We start from the raw sequence: 17,301 nt of genomic DNA on the forward strand, positions 1-17,301 counted from the left end.
GGTTGTTAAGGTTTAATGAATTTAGTAAAATTTGTCAAATTTCCTTGTCTGATTTTTAGGAAATAAGTTCCATGTGATAATTGTTGAACCAGATCTGCCATGCTTATTTCATATTGTCCTTTTAATACATTTTGGTTCAAAATTACTTTTATTTTTTGTCCGAAAGAATTATACAATATAATTGAACAATTGCCATCTGCCGGAACTATATAAGCTAGTTTACTGGCCGGGGTAACAGGGTTTTGATAGACCATTATACCTAAGCCGTTTCTAAGATTATTTATGCTAAATGAATTTGTGGTGAATTGCGCTGAAGAATAAGCCCCCCCGTTATTTGCATCACAGTTGGCCCTCACTCTCCAATCGTAACTTGTAGTAGCTGTTAATCCGGATATCGTTATAGACAGGCCTGTTACAGGATTTGCCAATGCAGTCCAATTAACAGCACTTGTTAATTTGTATTCTACTGTGTAAGAACTTGCCCCCACTACGTTGGACCAGGAAACAATGGCCGCAACGTTGGTGATTCCGGTCGTATTCAGTCCGGTAGGAGCTGAAGGTGTTTCGTTTACATTCACAATTATTTGTGCTCTTTGGCTTTCTCCACAATCAGTAGTTTGACTAACGTAATAGATAGTACTACCGGATAAGCTGGTAGATGGTATTATGCTTGAAGTACTACTTTGCCCGGTTGGAGATGTATACCATTTTAATCCTGTACCGGTAGCTGTTAAAGCAGAAGCTGTTGCATTCTGACAATAATTGATTGGAGAAATTACTCCCGGAGGATTTGGCGGCCCCGGAATTGATGCAACATTCCCTGTCGCAGGAGATGAAACACAGCCGGCTGAATTTTTTGCTGTAATACTATAAGCAGCTCCGGCATTTATATTTGTAAATATTCCACTTGTATTCGTGTAATCTACCCCGTTACTACTGAATGTTAAACCGGTTTTATCAGAAGTTACTGTTATCGTTGCTGTAGTAATCGTACAGGTTATTGTAGTCACACTCACCTGTGGCGTTGCCGGTGCTCCTGGAATAACCGGCACCACTATTGATCTTACGGCTGATACACAAGTTGAGTTGATATCCTTCGCCGTGATATTATAACTGGTACCCGGTGTTAAACCTGTAAATACGCCATTTGTATTTGTGTAATCTGTCCCGTTGATTGAGTAACGGATATTGCTACCTGTTGGAGCTGTTACCGTTATAGTTCCCGTTGGAGCTATACAGGTAGGCGCTGTTGTTACGGATGCAGTCGGTTGTCCCGGAACATTCGGTTGAGCTGTGATCGTTCCCGTTCTGGCTGGTGAAACACAACCTCCGTTGATCGTTTTTGCTGTGATGCTGTATGCAGCACCGGCATTTATATTTGCAAATACTCCACTGGTATTCGTATAATCTACGCCGTTACTACTGAAAACAAGTCCTGTTTTATCAGAGGTAACTGTTATCGTTGCTGTAGCTGTTGTACAGGTTGGTTCTGTTATACTTACTTGTGGAGCTGTTGGCGTGATTGGTTGTGCATTCAATGTTCCCGTCACTGGAGTTGAAACACAGCCGGATGAATTTTTAGCCGTAATACTATATGCTGTTCCTGCTGCAATTGTAAATACTCCGCTTGTATTCGTGTAATCTACCCCGTTACTGCTAAATGTTAATCCTGTTTTATCAGAGGTAACTGTCACCGTTCCTGTGGCAACTGTACACGTAGCTTGCGTTACACTCACCTGTGGAGCCGCAGGTGCTCCCGGAACTGCAGGAACTGCTACAGACCTTACTACTGATACACAAGTTGAGTTGATATCTTTTGCGGTAATATTATAGCTGGTGCCAGGTGTTAAACCTGTAAACGCGCCATTCGTATTTGTATAATCTGTTCCGTTTATTGAATAACGGATATTTGCCCCGGTTGGTGCTGTTACAGTTATTGTTCCTGTTGGTGCAATACAAGTTGGCGCTGTTGTTACTGAAGCTGTGGGTTGGGTAGGCACATTTGGCTGTACATTAACCGTTCCTGTTCTGGCAGGAGATACACAACCACCATTTATTGTTTTAGCAGTAATACTATAAGAAGATCCTGCAAGAATATTACTAAAAACTCCTGAAGTATTTGTATAATTCGTTCCGTCGCTACTAAACACCAATCCGGTTTTGTCAGATGTGATGGTTATAGTTGCTGTGGCTGTTGTACAGGTTGGTTGAGTGACATCCACCAGCGGTGCCGCCGGAGTTACAGGTTGTGCATTCAATGTTCCTGTTGCTGGAGATGAAACGCAGCCGGCTGAATTTTTTGCAGTGATGCTATATGCAGCACCGGCAGCAATCGTAAACACCCCATTTGTATTCGTGTAATCTACCCCGTTACTACTAAACGTTAACCCTGTTTTATCAGAGGTAACTGTCACCGTTCCTGTAGCAACTGTACAGGTTGCTTGTGTCACACTCACCTGTGGCGTTGCCGGTGCTCCCGGAACTGCCGGAACTGTTACTGATCTTATTACAGATACACAAGTTGAGTTGATATCCTTCGCCGTGATATTATAACTGGTGCCCGGTGTTAAACCTGTAAATACGCCATTTGTATTTGTGTAATCTGTCCCGTTGATTGAGTAACGGATATTGCTACCTGTTGGAGCTGTTACCGTTATAGTTCCCGTTGGAGCTATACAGGTAGGCGCTGTTGTTACGGATGCAGTCGGTTGTCCCGGAACATTCGGTTGAGCTGTGATCGTTCCCGTTCTGGCTGGTGAAACACAACCTCCGTTGATCGTTTTTGCTGTGATGCTGTATGCAGCACCGGCATTTATATTTGCAAATACTCCACTGGTATTCGTATAATCTACGCCGTTACTACTGAAAACAAGTCCTGTTTTATCAGAGGTAACTGTTATCGTTGCTGTAGCTGTTGTACAGGTTGGTTCTGTTATACTTACTTGTGGAGCTGTTGGCGTGATTGGTTGTGCATTCAATGTTCCCGTCACAGGAGTTGAAACACAGCCGGATGAATTTTTCGCTGTAATACTATATGCTGTTCCTGCTGCAATTGTGAATACACCACTTGCATTCGTGTAATCTACGCCGTTACTGCTAAATGTCAACCCTGTTTTATCAGAGGTAATTGTCACGGTTCCTGTGGCAACTGTACACGTAGCTTGCGTCACACTCACCTGTGGAGTCGCCGGTGCTCCCGGAACTGCAGGAACTGCTACAGACCTTACTACAGATACACAAGTTGAGTTGATATCTTTTGCGGTAATATTATAGCTGGTGCCAGGCGTTAAACCTGTAAACACACCATTCGTATTTGTATAATCTGTTCCGTTTATTGAATAACGGATATTTGCCCCGGTTGGTGCTGTTACGGTAATGGTTCCTGTTGGTGTTGTACAGGTAGGCGCTGTTGTTACCGAAGCCGTGGGCTGCTCGGGAGCCGCTGTAATATTTACTACCAAAGAAACTCTTTGGCTTTCGCTACATCCTCCGGTTGTTTGAGTAACATAATATGTTGTTCCTCCTGCAGTGGTTGTAGATGGTGTAAGCGTAGCTACACCAGTGCCGTTTGTTGGCGTTGTGTACCATAATAGTCCGCTACCCGTAGCTGTTAGTGATTGTGCTATTGAATTTTGGCAATAGGATATTGGTGTTACTACTGTAGGATTAGCTGAAGTACAAGGAGGTACTGATACATAAATATGATATTCTCCAGGAGCTAAATTAATTGTTTGGCTTGCATTTGTAATAGTAAAAGTGCTGCCGGTAATTCCATTAAGACCTGCTGTTGTAGAGCCGGTTCCAGTGGTATTATTGCTGATCAAATTATACCAACCTCCTGTTTTTTGAAAACTCAATGTAACAGATTGGGTAGTTATTCCAAAGTTAGCGACAACTGCCACTTTAGTAGTTGCATCACCAATTTGTAGTGTTTTTAAATAACCGCCTCCAAAATCATATGCAGAAGGGGTACTCGTAAAAACGGAAGGATTATCCGTTCTGAACTTGATCATTTTAGCCCATGCATCATACAAATGTTTGCGGTCTGCATTTGTTAGATAATCCCATCTTGGTGGTTTATTAGATACATTAGATCCTCCGTAACCGATAGAATAATCGTATCCCATTTCACCAAATTGCCAGATCATTTTTGGCCCCGGAACAGTGAAAAATACCGCACCTGCAGCTTCCATTCTTTCCAATGCAGTTGCCAATGTTTTTACATTATAAGGACCGGAAGAAGCTCCATACAGTAAGTTCTTAGCCATTAAACGCTCTTCATCATGACTTTCCATATACCCAACTAATCCGGGTGAAGAAACCTGGTTGTTGTAATTCCACATTACATTACCAATGTTTTTATTCCCTGTTTGCCCCATTGTGTTTTCATTATAAGGATCGGTCATTTTACGCCAGGGCAACATACCTCTGTTTACATAATCCTGCTCTTCGCTTAATGCACCTAAAAATTCTAATATGAAATACGGTGAGTATCCTTTATTATTTACATAATCTTTATAGCCTTGCATATAACCAACCCTGCTGGCGTCGTATGTACCTTCTGTTCCGGAATTTTGTGTAAAGCCTTTAACCAGATCAAATCTGAAACCATCAACTTTATATTCTTTCAACCAATGTTCTAAATTTCTTTTTACAAAATACTGAGTTGCAGCAGAACTGTGATTAAAATCATTGAACACACTAAACATGTGAGGAGCCGTAGGGTTTAGCCAGGGATTGTTAGTTGCCGGCCTGTTGTTTACCGCATCCCAATACAATTTGCCATGCGGTGTGTTATATGCATCTTCCTGATTGTATACTACATCTAAAATAACGGCCATTCCATTTTGATGTAACAGATCTATCAGCTCTTTTAATTTATTTTTTGAACCATATACTTTATCGGGAGCAAAGTAAAATGTAGGATTATACCCCCAGCTTTGATTACCGCTAAATTCCTGTACAGGCATTAGTTCTACCGCATTTATCCCAAGACTTTTTAAGTAGTTAATTGAATCGATGACGGCTTGAAAATTTCCTATACTATCATAGCCTGAACCTGGCGGATTTAGTTTTACAAAATCTCTTACCAATAATTCATAAACAATCAATTGTTTACTATCCGGCTTGGAGAAATTAGTAACATTCCAGTTATATTGAGGTTCGCAAATTTGTAACACACTTACATACCCATTGGTGTTACCTGCAGCCTGCGAAGGGTATGGCCTTAAGTTAGGGTAAGAGTTTGGATTAATATGTGAATCATTCCAGGGATCAAGAATTTTTTCACAATACGGATCTGCCACATAAATTGTATTATCTACAAGATACTGATATGCATATTCAGTACCGGGAGTAAGCCCATGCAGGGTTATCCAAAAATAATTCCCATCCTTGTACATTTGATATTGTGCCTGAGGAGCCCAGTTGCTTCCTGCAAAATCACCCAATAACATACAACTTGTTTTATTAGGCGCATACAAAACCAGGGTGAGTGAATCTGTACAATTATAATAATTGATCCCTTCTACAGCCGTGGCTGGTTTGGGCGCATTCACTGTGGCAATGGATTTGAAAAAATTAATAGTATCATAAGCCACCCCATTCAAAGACGCAATGATCTGGTTATTTCCTGCTGCCACTGTAGCATTACCACTAATGGTAGTTCCGGTTGTAGTTGCAAAAACATTTCCGTTTAATGATAAGGTTAGATTTCCACTTACTGATGCCTCTGCTGTTACGGGCATTGAACTTCCAATTGCTGGTGGAGTTGATTCTAACAGTCTGTTGTAAGTTGGTTGTGAAATGGGTGTGGTAATACGAATATTATTAGCTCCTGTGTAAAGCGGAATATACATATCTGTTCCATCAGTATTTGCCTGCTTTTTAGCTCCGGGACCATCTCTGAAAAGAACAGCTATCTTTTGAATTGTTTCGCCTGCAGGAACACCAAAAAAGGTTCTTGGGTTATTAATTGTAAAACTCCACTTATTGGTTCCGGCCGCCGTAGCTGCTGGAGCTGTTGTTGTTCCCCAAACACAGGATGCTGGTACATATTTCCAGGGAGTTGCTCCTGTACTCAGATTGGTCAATACGCCTATGTGCATATACACTCCGCTTGTTACACCTAATAAACCCTGATTACCTTTTGTGGCATCAACAGTTATAGTTATTGATGATGTTTCCGTCGGAAACTGTGGAGACCAGGTAAGTAATTGTGAAAAAGACGTAGTTACTACAAATAAAGCAACACACAGAAGTACATATTTCTTCATGGCAAAAGCAATTTAATGTGTAAAATACACACATTGGTTGATATGGCAAAAGATTATTGTGTATTTTTTGATACCATGAGCCTTTTTAACAAAAACCGCATTTTAAAATATCTATCGGACTAACTTTGCAGACACAGAAATTTATGTATACAGCTACACAAACCAAAGAATTACAGCATTTAACATCCGCAGCACTTCAAAATCCGGATAATACTGCTATTACTATTTTAAAAGAGATACTAAGATTTCACGAATACAGGTATTATATATTGAATGATCCGCTTATCAGTGATGCAGAATATGATAATTTATATAAACAGCTTGAAAAATTTGAAAAGAACGATCCCACATTAATTACACCCGATAGCCCTACTCAAAGGGTCGGCAGTAGTTTAAACAATGCGTTTGTCACCATTCAGCATTTGGTCCCTATGCTGAGTTTGGAAAACAGTTATAATGTTGCTGATCTGTTGGATTGGGACAGAAAAGCGAAAGAGTTAACCGGGCTAGAAACAGTTGAATATTGCATTGAACCAAAATTTGACGGTGCAAGCATCTCTCTTATTTATGAAAATGACCTGCTCTCCAGGGGAGCCACCAGAGGTGACGGTGTAGAAGGTGAAGAGATCACCAATAATATCAAACAAATAAAATCAGTACCGCTTTCTGCTAAATTTTCTGAGTATGGTATTGATCAGATCGAAATAAGGGGAGAGGTGCTGATCAATAAAAATAACTTTAAGAAATATAACGATCAGTTAACTGAACAAAATCTTCCTCCGTTGGCCAACCCCCGCAATGCCGCTGCAGGATCTTTAAGAATGAAGGACCCGAAGGAAGTGGGGAAACGTAATTTAGAGGCCTTCTTATATCATGTAAGTTATATAACAGGTAATAGGCAACTGGCAACTGGCAATAAGCAGCCAACAACACATTATGGCATGCTCGAAATGCTTTGGCAGCTTGGCTTTAAAAGTCCTATTAAGGAAATGACCGTGGTAAAAGGAATTGATGGAGTTATCAACTATGTACAGGCGTTTGAAGCCAAAAGAGATGGTTTGCCTTACGAAATTGATGGCATGGTGATCAAAGTAAATGAATTGGCCTTACAAGATAAAATGGGAATGACAACACATCATCCCCGTTGGGCCATTGCATACAAATTTAAAGCACGGCAAGCCACAAGTAAATTATTGAAAGTAGAATTTCAGGTTGGCCGTACCGGTAGTATTACACCGGTAGCCAAAATTGAGCCGGTGCCAATAGGCGGTGTTACCGTTTCATCAATTTCTCTTTTTAATGAAGATGTGGTTAGAGAAAAGGATCTGCGTATAGGCGATACTGTTTTGGTGGAAAGAGCTGGCGATGTGATCCCATATATAGTAAAGCCATTAACTGAATTGCGATCCGGAACCGAAGAGGCTATTATCTTCCCTAAAAAATGTCCGGTATGCCACGACGAGCTATACAAGCCGGAAGATGAGGCTGTATGGAGGTGCATTAACATTAATTGTGAGGCACAGGTGGTAGAAAGGATCATTCATTTTGTAAGTAAAGATGCCATGGACATAAAAAGTTTTGGCGAAGCCAACGTAAGAAAGTTTTATGAACTTGGTTTACTGAAAGATATTCCGGGCATCTATACGCTCGATTTTGAGGCTGTAGCCAAACTGGAAGGCTTTGGTAAAAAATCTATAGACAATTTACAGCTAGCTGTTGAGGCATCAAAAAGCCAGCCGTTGCATCGTCTGATATTTGCCCTTGGTATCCGTTATGTTGGAGAGACGACAGCAAAAACACTGGCAAACGCTGTATCCAAACTCACAGATTTTGCTGATTACACCGAAGAGCAGCTGCAGGCATTAGACGATGTAGGCGTAAAAGTATCTGCCAGCATTTATCGATTCTTCCGAAACGAAGACAATTTAAAAATGCTAGAAAAGCTTGAACAGCTGGGCATTTCATTAACCAATACCAAAAAGAAGGAACACGAGGCATCCACTACCTTTGCTGGCAAAAGTTTTTTATTTACCGGTACATTAACTCAATTAAAAAGAAGTGAAGCAGAAGCGATGGTAGAGGATAAGGGTGGCAATATCCTTGGTGGCGTTAGTAGCAAACTAAATTACCTTATTGTAGGTGCAGACGCAGGCAGTAAGTTAGAAAAAGCAAAAAAAATTCCCACTATAAATATCCTTACTGAAGAAGATTTTTTAAAAATGCTTTCGAATTAGCAAAAAAAAAAATTATATTTATATCCGAACCTTGTCATCAAAAATCAGAAAAACGAAATTTCTTTACAAAATTCACTAAAATCATCTTGTTATGATTAAAAAAAATGCCGGAGAAACGTGGAAACAATTGCTGTTCAGCGGCCACAAAAATCTTCGAAAAAAATATGCAATCTCTTCGCTCGGAAGAACAGCGAGTTATACAGATAATGTATCTGAAGATGGAAAACTTTTAAAAGGATCACTTACATCCGGATACAGAACTTTAAACTTACATGTAGCTGATGGTAATGGTACCATTTATGTACATAGAGAAGTGGCTAAGCTTTTCTGTAAAAAAACTTCACCGAAGCAGAAGTATGTTATTCATCTTAATCATAAAAAAGATGATAACAGTTTTAAAAATTTAAAATGGGCTACCCTCGAAGAGGTAAGTTCACATCAGCAAAAAAGCCCGTCTAAAATTGCTTACAAAAAAATACAGGCAAGTAAAAGTAAAGGGCTAAAACTCACTGCCACACAGGTTAAAGCAATTAAGGAAACCATCAAAAATCCTAAAAGAAAATTGACTTACAAACAAATTGCCGAAAAGTACAAGGTGAGTGAAATGACTTTGTATAGAATTAAAAGCGGTGAAAACTGGAGTAAGGTTAAATAATAAGTTATTAGTATTAAGTTATAAGTAAAGGAGTTGCTGAAAAGCAATTCCTTTTTTATTAATTTTAAAGAAAAAAATGATACACCCATCCACTATAAAATTTTTAAAAGATCTTAAGAAGAATAATGACAAATCCTGGTTTGATGCAAACAGGAAAACATATGATGCAGCCAAAGCAGATTTTATTGCGTTTGTTGATGCATTGATAAAAGATATGTCAACATTTGATTCTTCACTTTCTGAACTCACCGCAAAGAATTGTATTTTTCGTATAAACAGAGACGTTAGGTTCAGTAAAGATAAAAGTCCATATAAAACAAATATGGGGGCATCTATTAATAAAGGAGGTAAAAAAGTCAGCGATGCCGGATATTATTTCCATCTGGAGCCAGGACAAAGTTTTATTGCCGGCGGCTGTTATATGCCCGAACCCGAGGACCTGAACAATATAAGACAGGAAATAGACTATGGTTTTGAAGAGTGGAAGACGATCATCAATAATAAAACCTTTAAAAAATATTTCCCCAATGGAATAGAAAGCCCCGGTACCCTGGTTCGTCCGCCAAAAGGTTACGATGAAAGCAACCCTGCCATTGAGTTTATAAAAATGAAGGGATTTATAGTAAGTTGCCCTATATCAGATGCAGCATTGACCGATCAAAAAAACTTTAAAGCGATCATTAAAACCTTTGAAGCGATAAAACCATTGGTAGATTTCATGAATAAAGCGATGGGATAAGTGTTATCCTCCCTTTTTCAGCGCCTCATCAGCAAGTGCATATACTTTTTTTCGTTTACGGTTATACCACCATTTAGGCGCCGTCTTTTTCATTAATGTATCAATACTACGCATACCGAATAAATTCCATACACCATTAAGTTTACCACCCAAACTGCTTTGCATAGCCCGTAAACTCATTGCAAAACCACTCTGGATATACTCCATATGATGCCAATAACCCGCCGGCATGAATAATGTATCGCCATGTTCCAGAATTACTTCGTACCCCTTTGCCAGTTTGGTAGCCGGAAAGTTTTCATAATCGAACTTATCGTAGTAATTGGTATAATCAGCCACACTTAATACCTCCCATGGCTTACGATACAATTTATGTTGTTCCTCAAACGGAAATAGTAATACTCTTTTTTTGCCCATAAACTGAGTATGGAAGATATGACTCATATCAATATCAAAATGCATATGTGTAATCGAGCCTTCCCCACCCACAAAAAGCATAGGATATCCTTTTACAAAACCTTTTGCATAGGCATCCGGCCATGTAAAATCTTTTACCAATTGCGGAGCATGCTGAAAAATATTGAAAAGAAAAATTCTCAATCCCAAAGGCCCTTGTTTTACCTGCTTCAAATAATCTCCAAATTTCATGTAATCATCAGCAGTATTTATCGGCGTATAGGCATCGCTTTTTATATTGTTATATACACCCACTTCTTTATCTCCAACTATATCAATAAAATAATCCCAATTCCATTTGTTATAGCCTGGCCATTGTTTAGCCATTCCTTTAATAACCAATGGCTTCATCGCAGTGTAATAATTTTTTTTAAAATCCTCTGGGCTGATATTTTCAACCGTATCTACAGCTTGTAATTGCATAACAAATAGTTAAGATGCAAAATTACATATTTATTTTTTCATTTATCAAGCCCCAAATGATTCCATAAGAGTATATTTGCGGCAGAAAAAAATACATATGGAATACAATAAATTAGTATCAGTAACCGGCTTAAGCGGTTTGTTTGAATTATTATCATCGAAAGCCGATGGCGGTATCGTTCGTTCTTTGGAAGATAAAACTACAAAGTTTGTGAGCACACGTGTTCATAGCTTTTCTCATTTGGAAAGCATCGAAATTTTTACTACAAAAGACAATGTAAATCTTGTTGAAGTATTTACCGCTATCCAAAATAGTAAAGAAAAATTACCTGATGCAGGAGATGCAAAAGCAGTAAAAGCTTATTTCGAAAAAGTATACCCCGATATGGATTTTGCAAGAGTATACAACAGCGATATGAAAAAGATCGTAAAATGGTATCAGCAATTAGTTGCTCATAATATTGAAATAAAATTATCTGAACATTCTGAAGAAGAAGTTGCAGCGCCTGAAGTTGTAACTACTGCAAAAGCAAAACCTGCTGCCAGCACCAAAGCTGCAACGACTAAAGCTGCACCGCCAAAAAAGATCAATTCGCCACGTAAAATGGCATAATATAGAACACCGATTGAACTTATTAAACTGATTTATACAGATAAGTAATTAGTGATGATAAGTTCAATCAGTGTTATCTGTGTTCTATTCCAAAAAATATTCTTATGTACACCGCAGATATAAAGAAAACTCCTCGTCATTTTGTCCCTAAAAATTTTACGGTAACTGATTGGCAACATTTAGAACCATTCTTCAAAGATCTGCTTGCCCGTAATATTGATACTATGGCCAACCTTGAACAATGGTTAAAAGATCAAAGCGAATTGGAAGCCGTTATCAATGAAGATGCCTGCTGGCGCCAGATCAAGATGACCTGCGACACAGAGAACAAAGCCCTGGAAGAAGCGTTCACGTATTTCTGCATGGAGATTCAGCCAAAGATAGAGCCATTTGCGGATGCACTAAACAAAAAGCTGATCAACCATACTTACTCTAAAGAGCTGAACAAGGAAAAGTATTTTACTTATCTACGTAGCATAAAAAAGAATATTGAATTATTTAAGGAAGAAAACATCCCTTTACAGGCAGAACTTGCCGTAATGCAGCAGCAGTTTGGTGTTATCTCTGGTAAGATGACCGTTACTGTTAACGGAAATGAATACACGCTGCAACAGGCAACCAAATTTTTGGAAAGCCACGACAGAGCTTTGAGAGAAGAGGTTTACAGGAAGATAAATGAAAGAAGGTTATTGGATAAAGAAGCGTTGAATGAGCTGTATAACAACCTTATTCAAAAACGCAACCAGATAGCCATCAATGCAGGCTTTGCAAATTATGGTGAATATCGTTTTAAAGAATTAGGAAGATTTGATTACACCAAACAAGACTGTACTAATTTTCATGAAGCAGTAAAAAAATATGTGCTTCCATTAGTAAATCTTATCTATAAAAAAAGAAAAGAAAAATTAGGATTAGAAACTCTACGTCCATGGGATATTGAAGCACAACCTGAAGGCACAGAACCTTTGCATCCTTTTACAACAAGCGATGAGCTGATCAATAAATCAATCGAATGTTTTTCCAAGCTTCGTCCGTTCTTTGGCGAATGTTTGAAAAAGATGCAGGAACTAAAACACCTTGACCTGGAAAGCAGAAAAGGCAAGGCTCCCGGAGGATACAACTGTCCTTTGGCAGAAAGTGGCGCTCCGTTCATTTTCATGAATGCTGCCGGACAAATGCATGATGTAACCACCATGGTACATGAAGGTGGCCATGCAATACATTCATTCTTGGCACACCATTTAGAATTGAATGGCTTTAAAGAGTACCCGATGGAAATTGCTGAAGTAGCCAGCATGTCGATGGAGTTATTCAGTATGGAACACTGGGAAACATTCTTTAATAATGCCGAAGATCTGAAAAGAGCAAAGGAACATCAGTTAGAAAGAGTGATCACCATCTTCCCGTGGATTGCTGTGATCGACAAGTTTCAACATTGGGTATACGAAAACCCCTCTCATACTCCTGAAGAGAGAACTGCTACCTGGATATCCATCATCAATGAATTTAAAGATGATGTGATAGACTACAGCGGTTTGGATGAATACCGCAGCAATGCATGGCAACGTCAACTACATTTATTTGAAGTGCCTTTCTATTATATAGAATACGGCATTGCTCAATTAGGTGCTATCGGTATGTGGATGCAATTCAAACAAAATAAAGAACAGGCAATGGATAACTATTGCAATGCACTTTCTTTAGGCGGCACCAAAACTTTACCTGAATTATATAAAACCGCCGGACTCGAATTTGATTTCAGCCCGGAAAAAATTAAAGTACTGATGGAGTTTGTAGAAGGAGAATTGGTAAAGGTGAGTTAGTAATTAGCGTATTTTTGTTCTCTAAACATTTCCATTTGAGTGCTTCTGTATTTTTATTAACGCCGCCTTTTACACAATTAAATACGCCGTACCCTGCTACAGCCTATTTAAAAGGCTTTTTAAATACAAAAGGTATTTCAGCATTTCAGGCAGATCTCGGCATAGAAGTCACCATCGCTTTATTTTGCAAAAGTGGATTACAAAAACTCTTTGCTTCGATAGTTGTTGGTCAGGCGACCAACAACGGCGAAGATTCCAACAAAGAATTATCTACTAATGCAAAACGCATTATTACTTTAAAAGAAGACTATATCAATACCATTGATGCAGTAATATATTTTCTTCAAGGGAAAAACCCCGAACTATCATCCCTGATCAGCAAAAGAAATTTTTTACCCGAAGCAAGTCGCTTTGCACAAACAGATGATCTGGTATGGGCATTTGGCAGTATGGGTAATCAGGATAAAGCAAAGCATTTAGCCACACTTTATTTAGAAGACCTATCTGACCTCATCAAGGAGTGTATTGATGAACATTTTGGGTTCAGCAGATATGCAGAAAAATTAGGGCGTAGCGCCAACAGTTTTGACGAGTTGTATGCAGAGCTACAAAAAGAATACACTTATCTCGATAACATACTCATCGATATTTTACAAACTAAAATGGAAACAGTACAACCGAAATTGGTTTGTATCTCTGTTCCATTTCCCGGAAATTTATATACTTCTTTAAGATGTGGACAATGGATAAAAAAAAACTATCCTGGTGTGAAAGTCTGTATGGGTGGTGGTTTTGCTAATACCGAATTCCGTTCTTTAACAGATAAAAGGGTTTTTGAGTTTTATGATTTTATTACGCTGGATGATGGAGAAGCCCCGATAGAAAATTTATTCTATCATATAGAAGGGAAAAAAAATATCGATGAACTAAAACGAACATTCACTTTAGTTGATGGAGAAGTAAAATATATTAATAATACTGCTTGCACAGATTATAAACAAGGCCAGGTAGGAACACCTGATTACAGTGACTTTTTGTTGGACCAATATATTTCCGCCATAGAGGTAGTTAACCCTATGCACAGCTTATGGAGCGACGGAAGATGGAACAAACTAACAATGGCGCATGGTTGCTACTGGGGCAAATGCACTTTCTGTGATATTAGTTTAGATTACATCAAACTATACGAACCCATCACAGCAGAATTACTCTGCAACCGAATGGAAGAGATCATTGCCCAGACAGGACAAAATGGTTTTCACTTTGTAGATGAAGCAGCACCTCCGGCTTTGATGAGGGCTTTATCAATTGAGATCATCAAGAGAAAATTAGTGGTAAGCTGGTGGGCCAATGTTCGTTTTGAAAAAAGTTTTACCAGAGATCTTTGTTTATTATTAAAAGCCGCAGGTTGTATTGCTGTTTCCGGTGGACTGGAAGTAGCCTCTGACAGATTATTAAAATTGATAGATAAAGGTATTACCGTTGCACAGGTTGCCAGGGTAAATAAACATTTTACCGAAGCAGGCATTATGGTACATGCGTATCTAATGTATGGCTTCCCTACACAAACAGCGCAGGAAACTATCGATTCGTTAGAAATGGTGAGACAATTATTTGAGGCAGGTGTATTACAATCTGCTTTCTGGCATTTGTTTACCATGACAGCACATAGTCCCGTTGGATTGAATCCTGAAAAATATAAAGTACAAAAAGTTACGAATGAAATAGGCAGTTTTGCCAACAACGATATTGTGCATATTGATCCAACCGGCGCAGATCATGAAAGTTTTAGTTTTGGTTTAAAAAAATCTTTGCTCAATTATATGCATGGGGCTTGCTTTGATACACCGCTTCGTGAGTGGTTCGATTTTAAAACACCTAAAACAACGATTGCTCCTGATCATATTGCTAAATTGTTATCAGAAGAAGAATATATATCAACGAAAGCAAACACAAAAGTTATTTGGTTAGGAAATAAACCTGTAATGGACATCTTTACTAAATCTAAAAAAGGAAATCAATGGGAAATATGTTCTTTATCTTTTGAAACAAAAAAAGAAACGCTTGAAATTAAAGTAGATAAAGAGGAAGGAATATGGCTGGCAGCTATGCTGGAAAAATTATCTGTTGACAATAGTAAAACATATACTTTGCAAGAGGTAAAGGAAAATTATGAAGCTGCAGGATTAAATGATTTCGAATTATTCTGGGATAATAAACCTGTAAGTACTTTATATAAAGCAGGTTTGTTGCAGCTCTGATCATTCCAAAATTTCTTTCCTGTATAATTCTACCAATTCATCAAAAGATATTCTGTTACTGGCTCTTGGCGAAGGCGAATACAAAATAACAAGTTTGATCGATCTTCCTTTATAATCAATACTGCTCTTTACCGGTCTTTTATCTTTAGGAAATTTATGAGAAATATTTTTTGTTTCTAAAAATTTATTGAACCATCCTGCCGCACTAACGATACCACTGCTGCTGGTAAATAATATTTTATTGATGGATGGATTTTCCTCCAGTATCCGGAAAATATCCATGAATTCAACAGCAATTAATTTTTCATCTAATGAGCTGTTATCGTTCCGAACAATTATATGTCCCATATCTGTAATGGCTGCACATAATCTTGTCAAGATATTCTTACGCTCCTCTACGGCCTCCTTCCCGGAAAAAAATTGCAATTCGGTTTTAAGAATGGCGGCCATTATCCTCCAGAATAAATTAGCTGTATTGGGATAAAAGAATTCGTATTTCCAGTTACGCCTGGCTGTAGGGAAAGTTCCTACAACCAACACGTTGCTGTTTGGAGGAGCAAACCATTTCCAGGGATGGGCTTCTGTTTCCTGCATTTCATTTATTTGCAATCAGCACAAACACCTTTTACAACCATCTCGGCTTGCTCAGGAGTAAACCCTTTAGGTAATTTTACTTCTGGCACTGTTACATCCTCTAAACAAATGGTTTTATTGCAAACCTCACATACAAAGTGTACATGGTTATCATGATGATGGCCTGCTTCGCAATTGTCTTTACACAAAGCGTACAAGATAGAATTGTCAGTTGTAGGTATATGATGGATGATCCCTTTTTCAACAAAAGTTTGTAGTGTACGGTATACCGTTACCCTATCGAAATTTTCACCGGTCTTCTTTTCAATATCAGCATGCTCCAATGCTCCTTCGCTGTTTAAAAACAGTTCCAGTATTTTTTTACGGCCGTCCGTAACGCTCAGCTGATTTTTTTTTAATATTTCGAGTACCATTACTTGCATTTGCTTATATAAAATTACAAAAACTACTGGACACTTATTTTGTTTACCGTTGCTATCAGTATCATTTATTTAGAACCCTTTTAAACTTCTGGTAAGATATTTTTCATTTAACAGCCCTTTGATATCCTTTAGTAATTTTTCAATCTCCTTTTCCTCCAACCCATCATATATACCTCTTACCCTGGTTTGTTTATCTACCAATGCAAAAAACTGTGTATGTATAAACTGGTCGGAAATATTTTGTACGGAATCCGGCTTATTATTATCTATCAAATAACCATGGCGGGCCATATTATACAATGCTGTTTTATCTCCAGTTACAAAATCCCAGGTAGCTATGTGAGATGAAATACCGTTCAGCATTTTTGCCTCATATGCTTTAAGTAATGGGATAGAATCTGTTTCGGGCATACAGGTATGCGACAAAACTGCAAACTCTTTCTCATTCTTATATACATCAAATACTTTACGCATATTGGCATTCATTCGTGGGCAAATGCCTTTACAGGTTGTAAAAAAGTATTCAGCTACATATACTTTCCCTTCAAAATCTCTTTCAGTCACTTTTTTCCCATCCTGATTAATAAATGAGAAAGCAGGTATATTATTATTGATCACTGGCAAATTAGACTGTGAAAAATCATTATCCTTAAATACATAAATGAAATACCCGGTAAGTAACACTACAAAGAAACCTATATATATCAACCACTTTTTCTTCATCGTAATTTTTTTGCAAAGCTACACTCAAAGCGTATAGTAGGAGCAATTATAAAACTTGCAACATTATTGCAAATATACTAACT

At 38.3% G+C, this 17,301-nt stretch carries 11 protein-coding genes; 6 read left to right on the plus strand and 5 right to left on the minus strand.

Going from position 1 to position 17,301, the window contains the following annotated elements; all coding sequences use genetic code 11:
* Window positions 1-5: 5 nt before the first annotated feature.
* Window positions 6-6,275, minus strand: coding sequence for an alpha-amylase family glycosyl hydrolase (locus LK994_RS03965; RefSeq protein WP_229761588.1), 6,270 nt, complete (start codon window positions 6,273-6,275; stop codon window positions 6-8).
* A gap of 143 nt (window positions 6,276-6,418) precedes the next feature.
* Here LK994_RS03965 and ligA point away from each other — a divergent pair, with 143 nt between their 5' ends.
* The 3 genes from ligA to LK994_RS03980 all read left to right on the plus strand — a co-directional run bounded on the left by ligA (window position 6,419) and on the right by LK994_RS03980 (window position 9,903).
* Complete coding sequence (gene ligA, locus LK994_RS03970; RefSeq protein WP_229761589.1) at window positions 6,419-8,509, plus strand: NAD-dependent DNA ligase LigA; 2,091 nt, start codon at window positions 6,419-6,421, stop codon at window positions 8,507-8,509.
* A gap of 91 nt (window positions 8,510-8,600) precedes the next feature.
* Window positions 8,601-9,164: an NUMOD4 domain-containing protein gene (locus tag LK994_RS03975; protein WP_229761590.1), complete on the plus strand. Its 564-nt coding sequence runs from the start codon at window positions 8,601-8,603 to the stop codon at window positions 9,162-9,164.
* Window positions 9,165-9,240: 76 nt separating this feature from the next.
* Window positions 9,241-9,903 (plus strand): DUF2461 domain-containing protein, encoded by a 663-nt coding sequence (locus LK994_RS03980; RefSeq protein WP_229761591.1) that lies wholly within the window; start codon window positions 9,241-9,243, stop codon window positions 9,901-9,903.
* 3 nt (window positions 9,904-9,906) lie between these two features.
* On the opposite strand, the gene LK994_RS03985 is transcribed toward LK994_RS03980, so the two are convergent.
* A complete protein-coding gene (locus tag LK994_RS03985) occupies window positions 9,907-10,782 on the minus strand; it encodes a cupin-like domain-containing protein (protein ID WP_229761592.1) in 876 nt (291 codons plus the stop codon).
* 97 nt (window positions 10,783-10,879) lie between these two features.
* Between LK994_RS03985 and LK994_RS03990 the strand changes: the two genes are divergently transcribed.
* From LK994_RS03990 to LK994_RS04000, 3 genes are all read left to right on the plus strand, one after another.
* Window positions 10,880-11,395 (plus strand): DUF5606 family protein, encoded by a 516-nt coding sequence (locus LK994_RS03990; RefSeq protein ID WP_229761593.1) that lies wholly within the window; start codon window positions 10,880-10,882, stop codon window positions 11,393-11,395.
* 104 nt (window positions 11,396-11,499) lie between these two features.
* Window positions 11,500-13,218 carry a M3 family oligoendopeptidase gene (locus LK994_RS03995; protein ID WP_229761594.1) on the plus strand — a complete coding sequence of 573 codons (1,719 nt, stop codon included), beginning with the start codon at window positions 11,500-11,502 and terminating at the stop codon, window positions 13,216-13,218.
* Between the two features lie 35 nt (window positions 13,219-13,253).
* The gene (locus LK994_RS04000; protein ID WP_229761595.1) at window positions 13,254-15,479 is read left to right on the plus strand and encodes a B12-binding domain-containing radical SAM protein; all 2,226 of its coding nucleotides are present in this window, start codon (window positions 13,254-13,256) and stop codon (window positions 15,477-15,479) included.
* Here the strand turns inward: LK994_RS04000 and LK994_RS04005 are convergent, their stop codons facing one another.
* The 3 genes from LK994_RS04005 to LK994_RS04015 form a co-directional block, all read right to left on the minus strand.
* A complete protein-coding gene (locus tag LK994_RS04005) occupies window positions 15,480-16,073 on the minus strand; it encodes a hypothetical protein (protein ID WP_229761596.1) in 594 nt (197 codons plus the stop codon). It abuts the gene before it with no gap.
* Between the two features lie 5 nt (window positions 16,074-16,078).
* Window positions 16,079-16,486 (minus strand): Fur family transcriptional regulator, encoded by a 408-nt coding sequence (locus LK994_RS04010; protein WP_229761597.1) that lies wholly within the window; start codon window positions 16,484-16,486, stop codon window positions 16,079-16,081.
* Between the two features lie 78 nt (window positions 16,487-16,564).
* Window positions 16,565-17,218, minus strand: coding sequence for an SCO family protein (locus LK994_RS04015; RefSeq protein WP_229761598.1), 654 nt, complete (start codon window positions 17,216-17,218; stop codon window positions 16,565-16,567).
* Window positions 17,219-17,301 lie beyond the last annotated feature (83 nt).

This window comes from Ferruginibacter lapsinanis, assembly GCF_020783315.1.
Lineage (GTDB): Bacteria > Bacteroidota > Bacteroidia > Chitinophagales > Chitinophagaceae > Ferruginibacter > Ferruginibacter lapsinanis.

Coding starts and splice junctions, on each gene's coding strand:
- LK994_RS04010 (WP_229761597.1), bottom strand. CDS start 16,486: ATGGTACTCGAAATATTAAAAAAAAATCAGCTGAGCGTTACGGACGGC.
- LK994_RS03975 (WP_229761590.1), top strand. CDS start 8,601: ATGATTAAAAAAAATGCCGGAGAAACGTGGAAACAATTGCTGTTCAGC.
- ligA (WP_229761589.1), top strand. CDS start 6,419: ATGTATACAGCTACACAAACCAAAGAATTACAGCATTTAACATCCGCA.
- LK994_RS04015 (WP_229761598.1), bottom strand. CDS start 17,218: ATGAAGAAAAAGTGGTTGATATATATAGGTTTCTTTGTAGTGTTACTT.
- LK994_RS03965 (WP_229761588.1), bottom strand. CDS start 6,275: ATGAAGAAATATGTACTTCTGTGTGTTGCTTTATTTGTAGTAACTACG.
- LK994_RS03985 (WP_229761592.1), bottom strand. CDS start 10,782: ATGCAATTACAAGCTGTAGATACGGTTGAAAATATCAGCCCAGAGGAT.
- LK994_RS03980 (WP_229761591.1), top strand. CDS start 9,241: ATGATACACCCATCCACTATAAAATTTTTAAAAGATCTTAAGAAGAAT.
- LK994_RS03990 (WP_229761593.1), top strand. CDS start 10,880: ATGGAATACAATAAATTAGTATCAGTAACCGGCTTAAGCGGTTTGTTT.
- LK994_RS03995 (WP_229761594.1), top strand. CDS start 11,500: ATGTACACCGCAGATATAAAGAAAACTCCTCGTCATTTTGTCCCTAAA.
- LK994_RS04005 (WP_229761596.1), bottom strand. CDS start 16,073: ATGCAGGAAACAGAAGCCCATCCCTGGAAATGGTTTGCTCCTCCAAAC.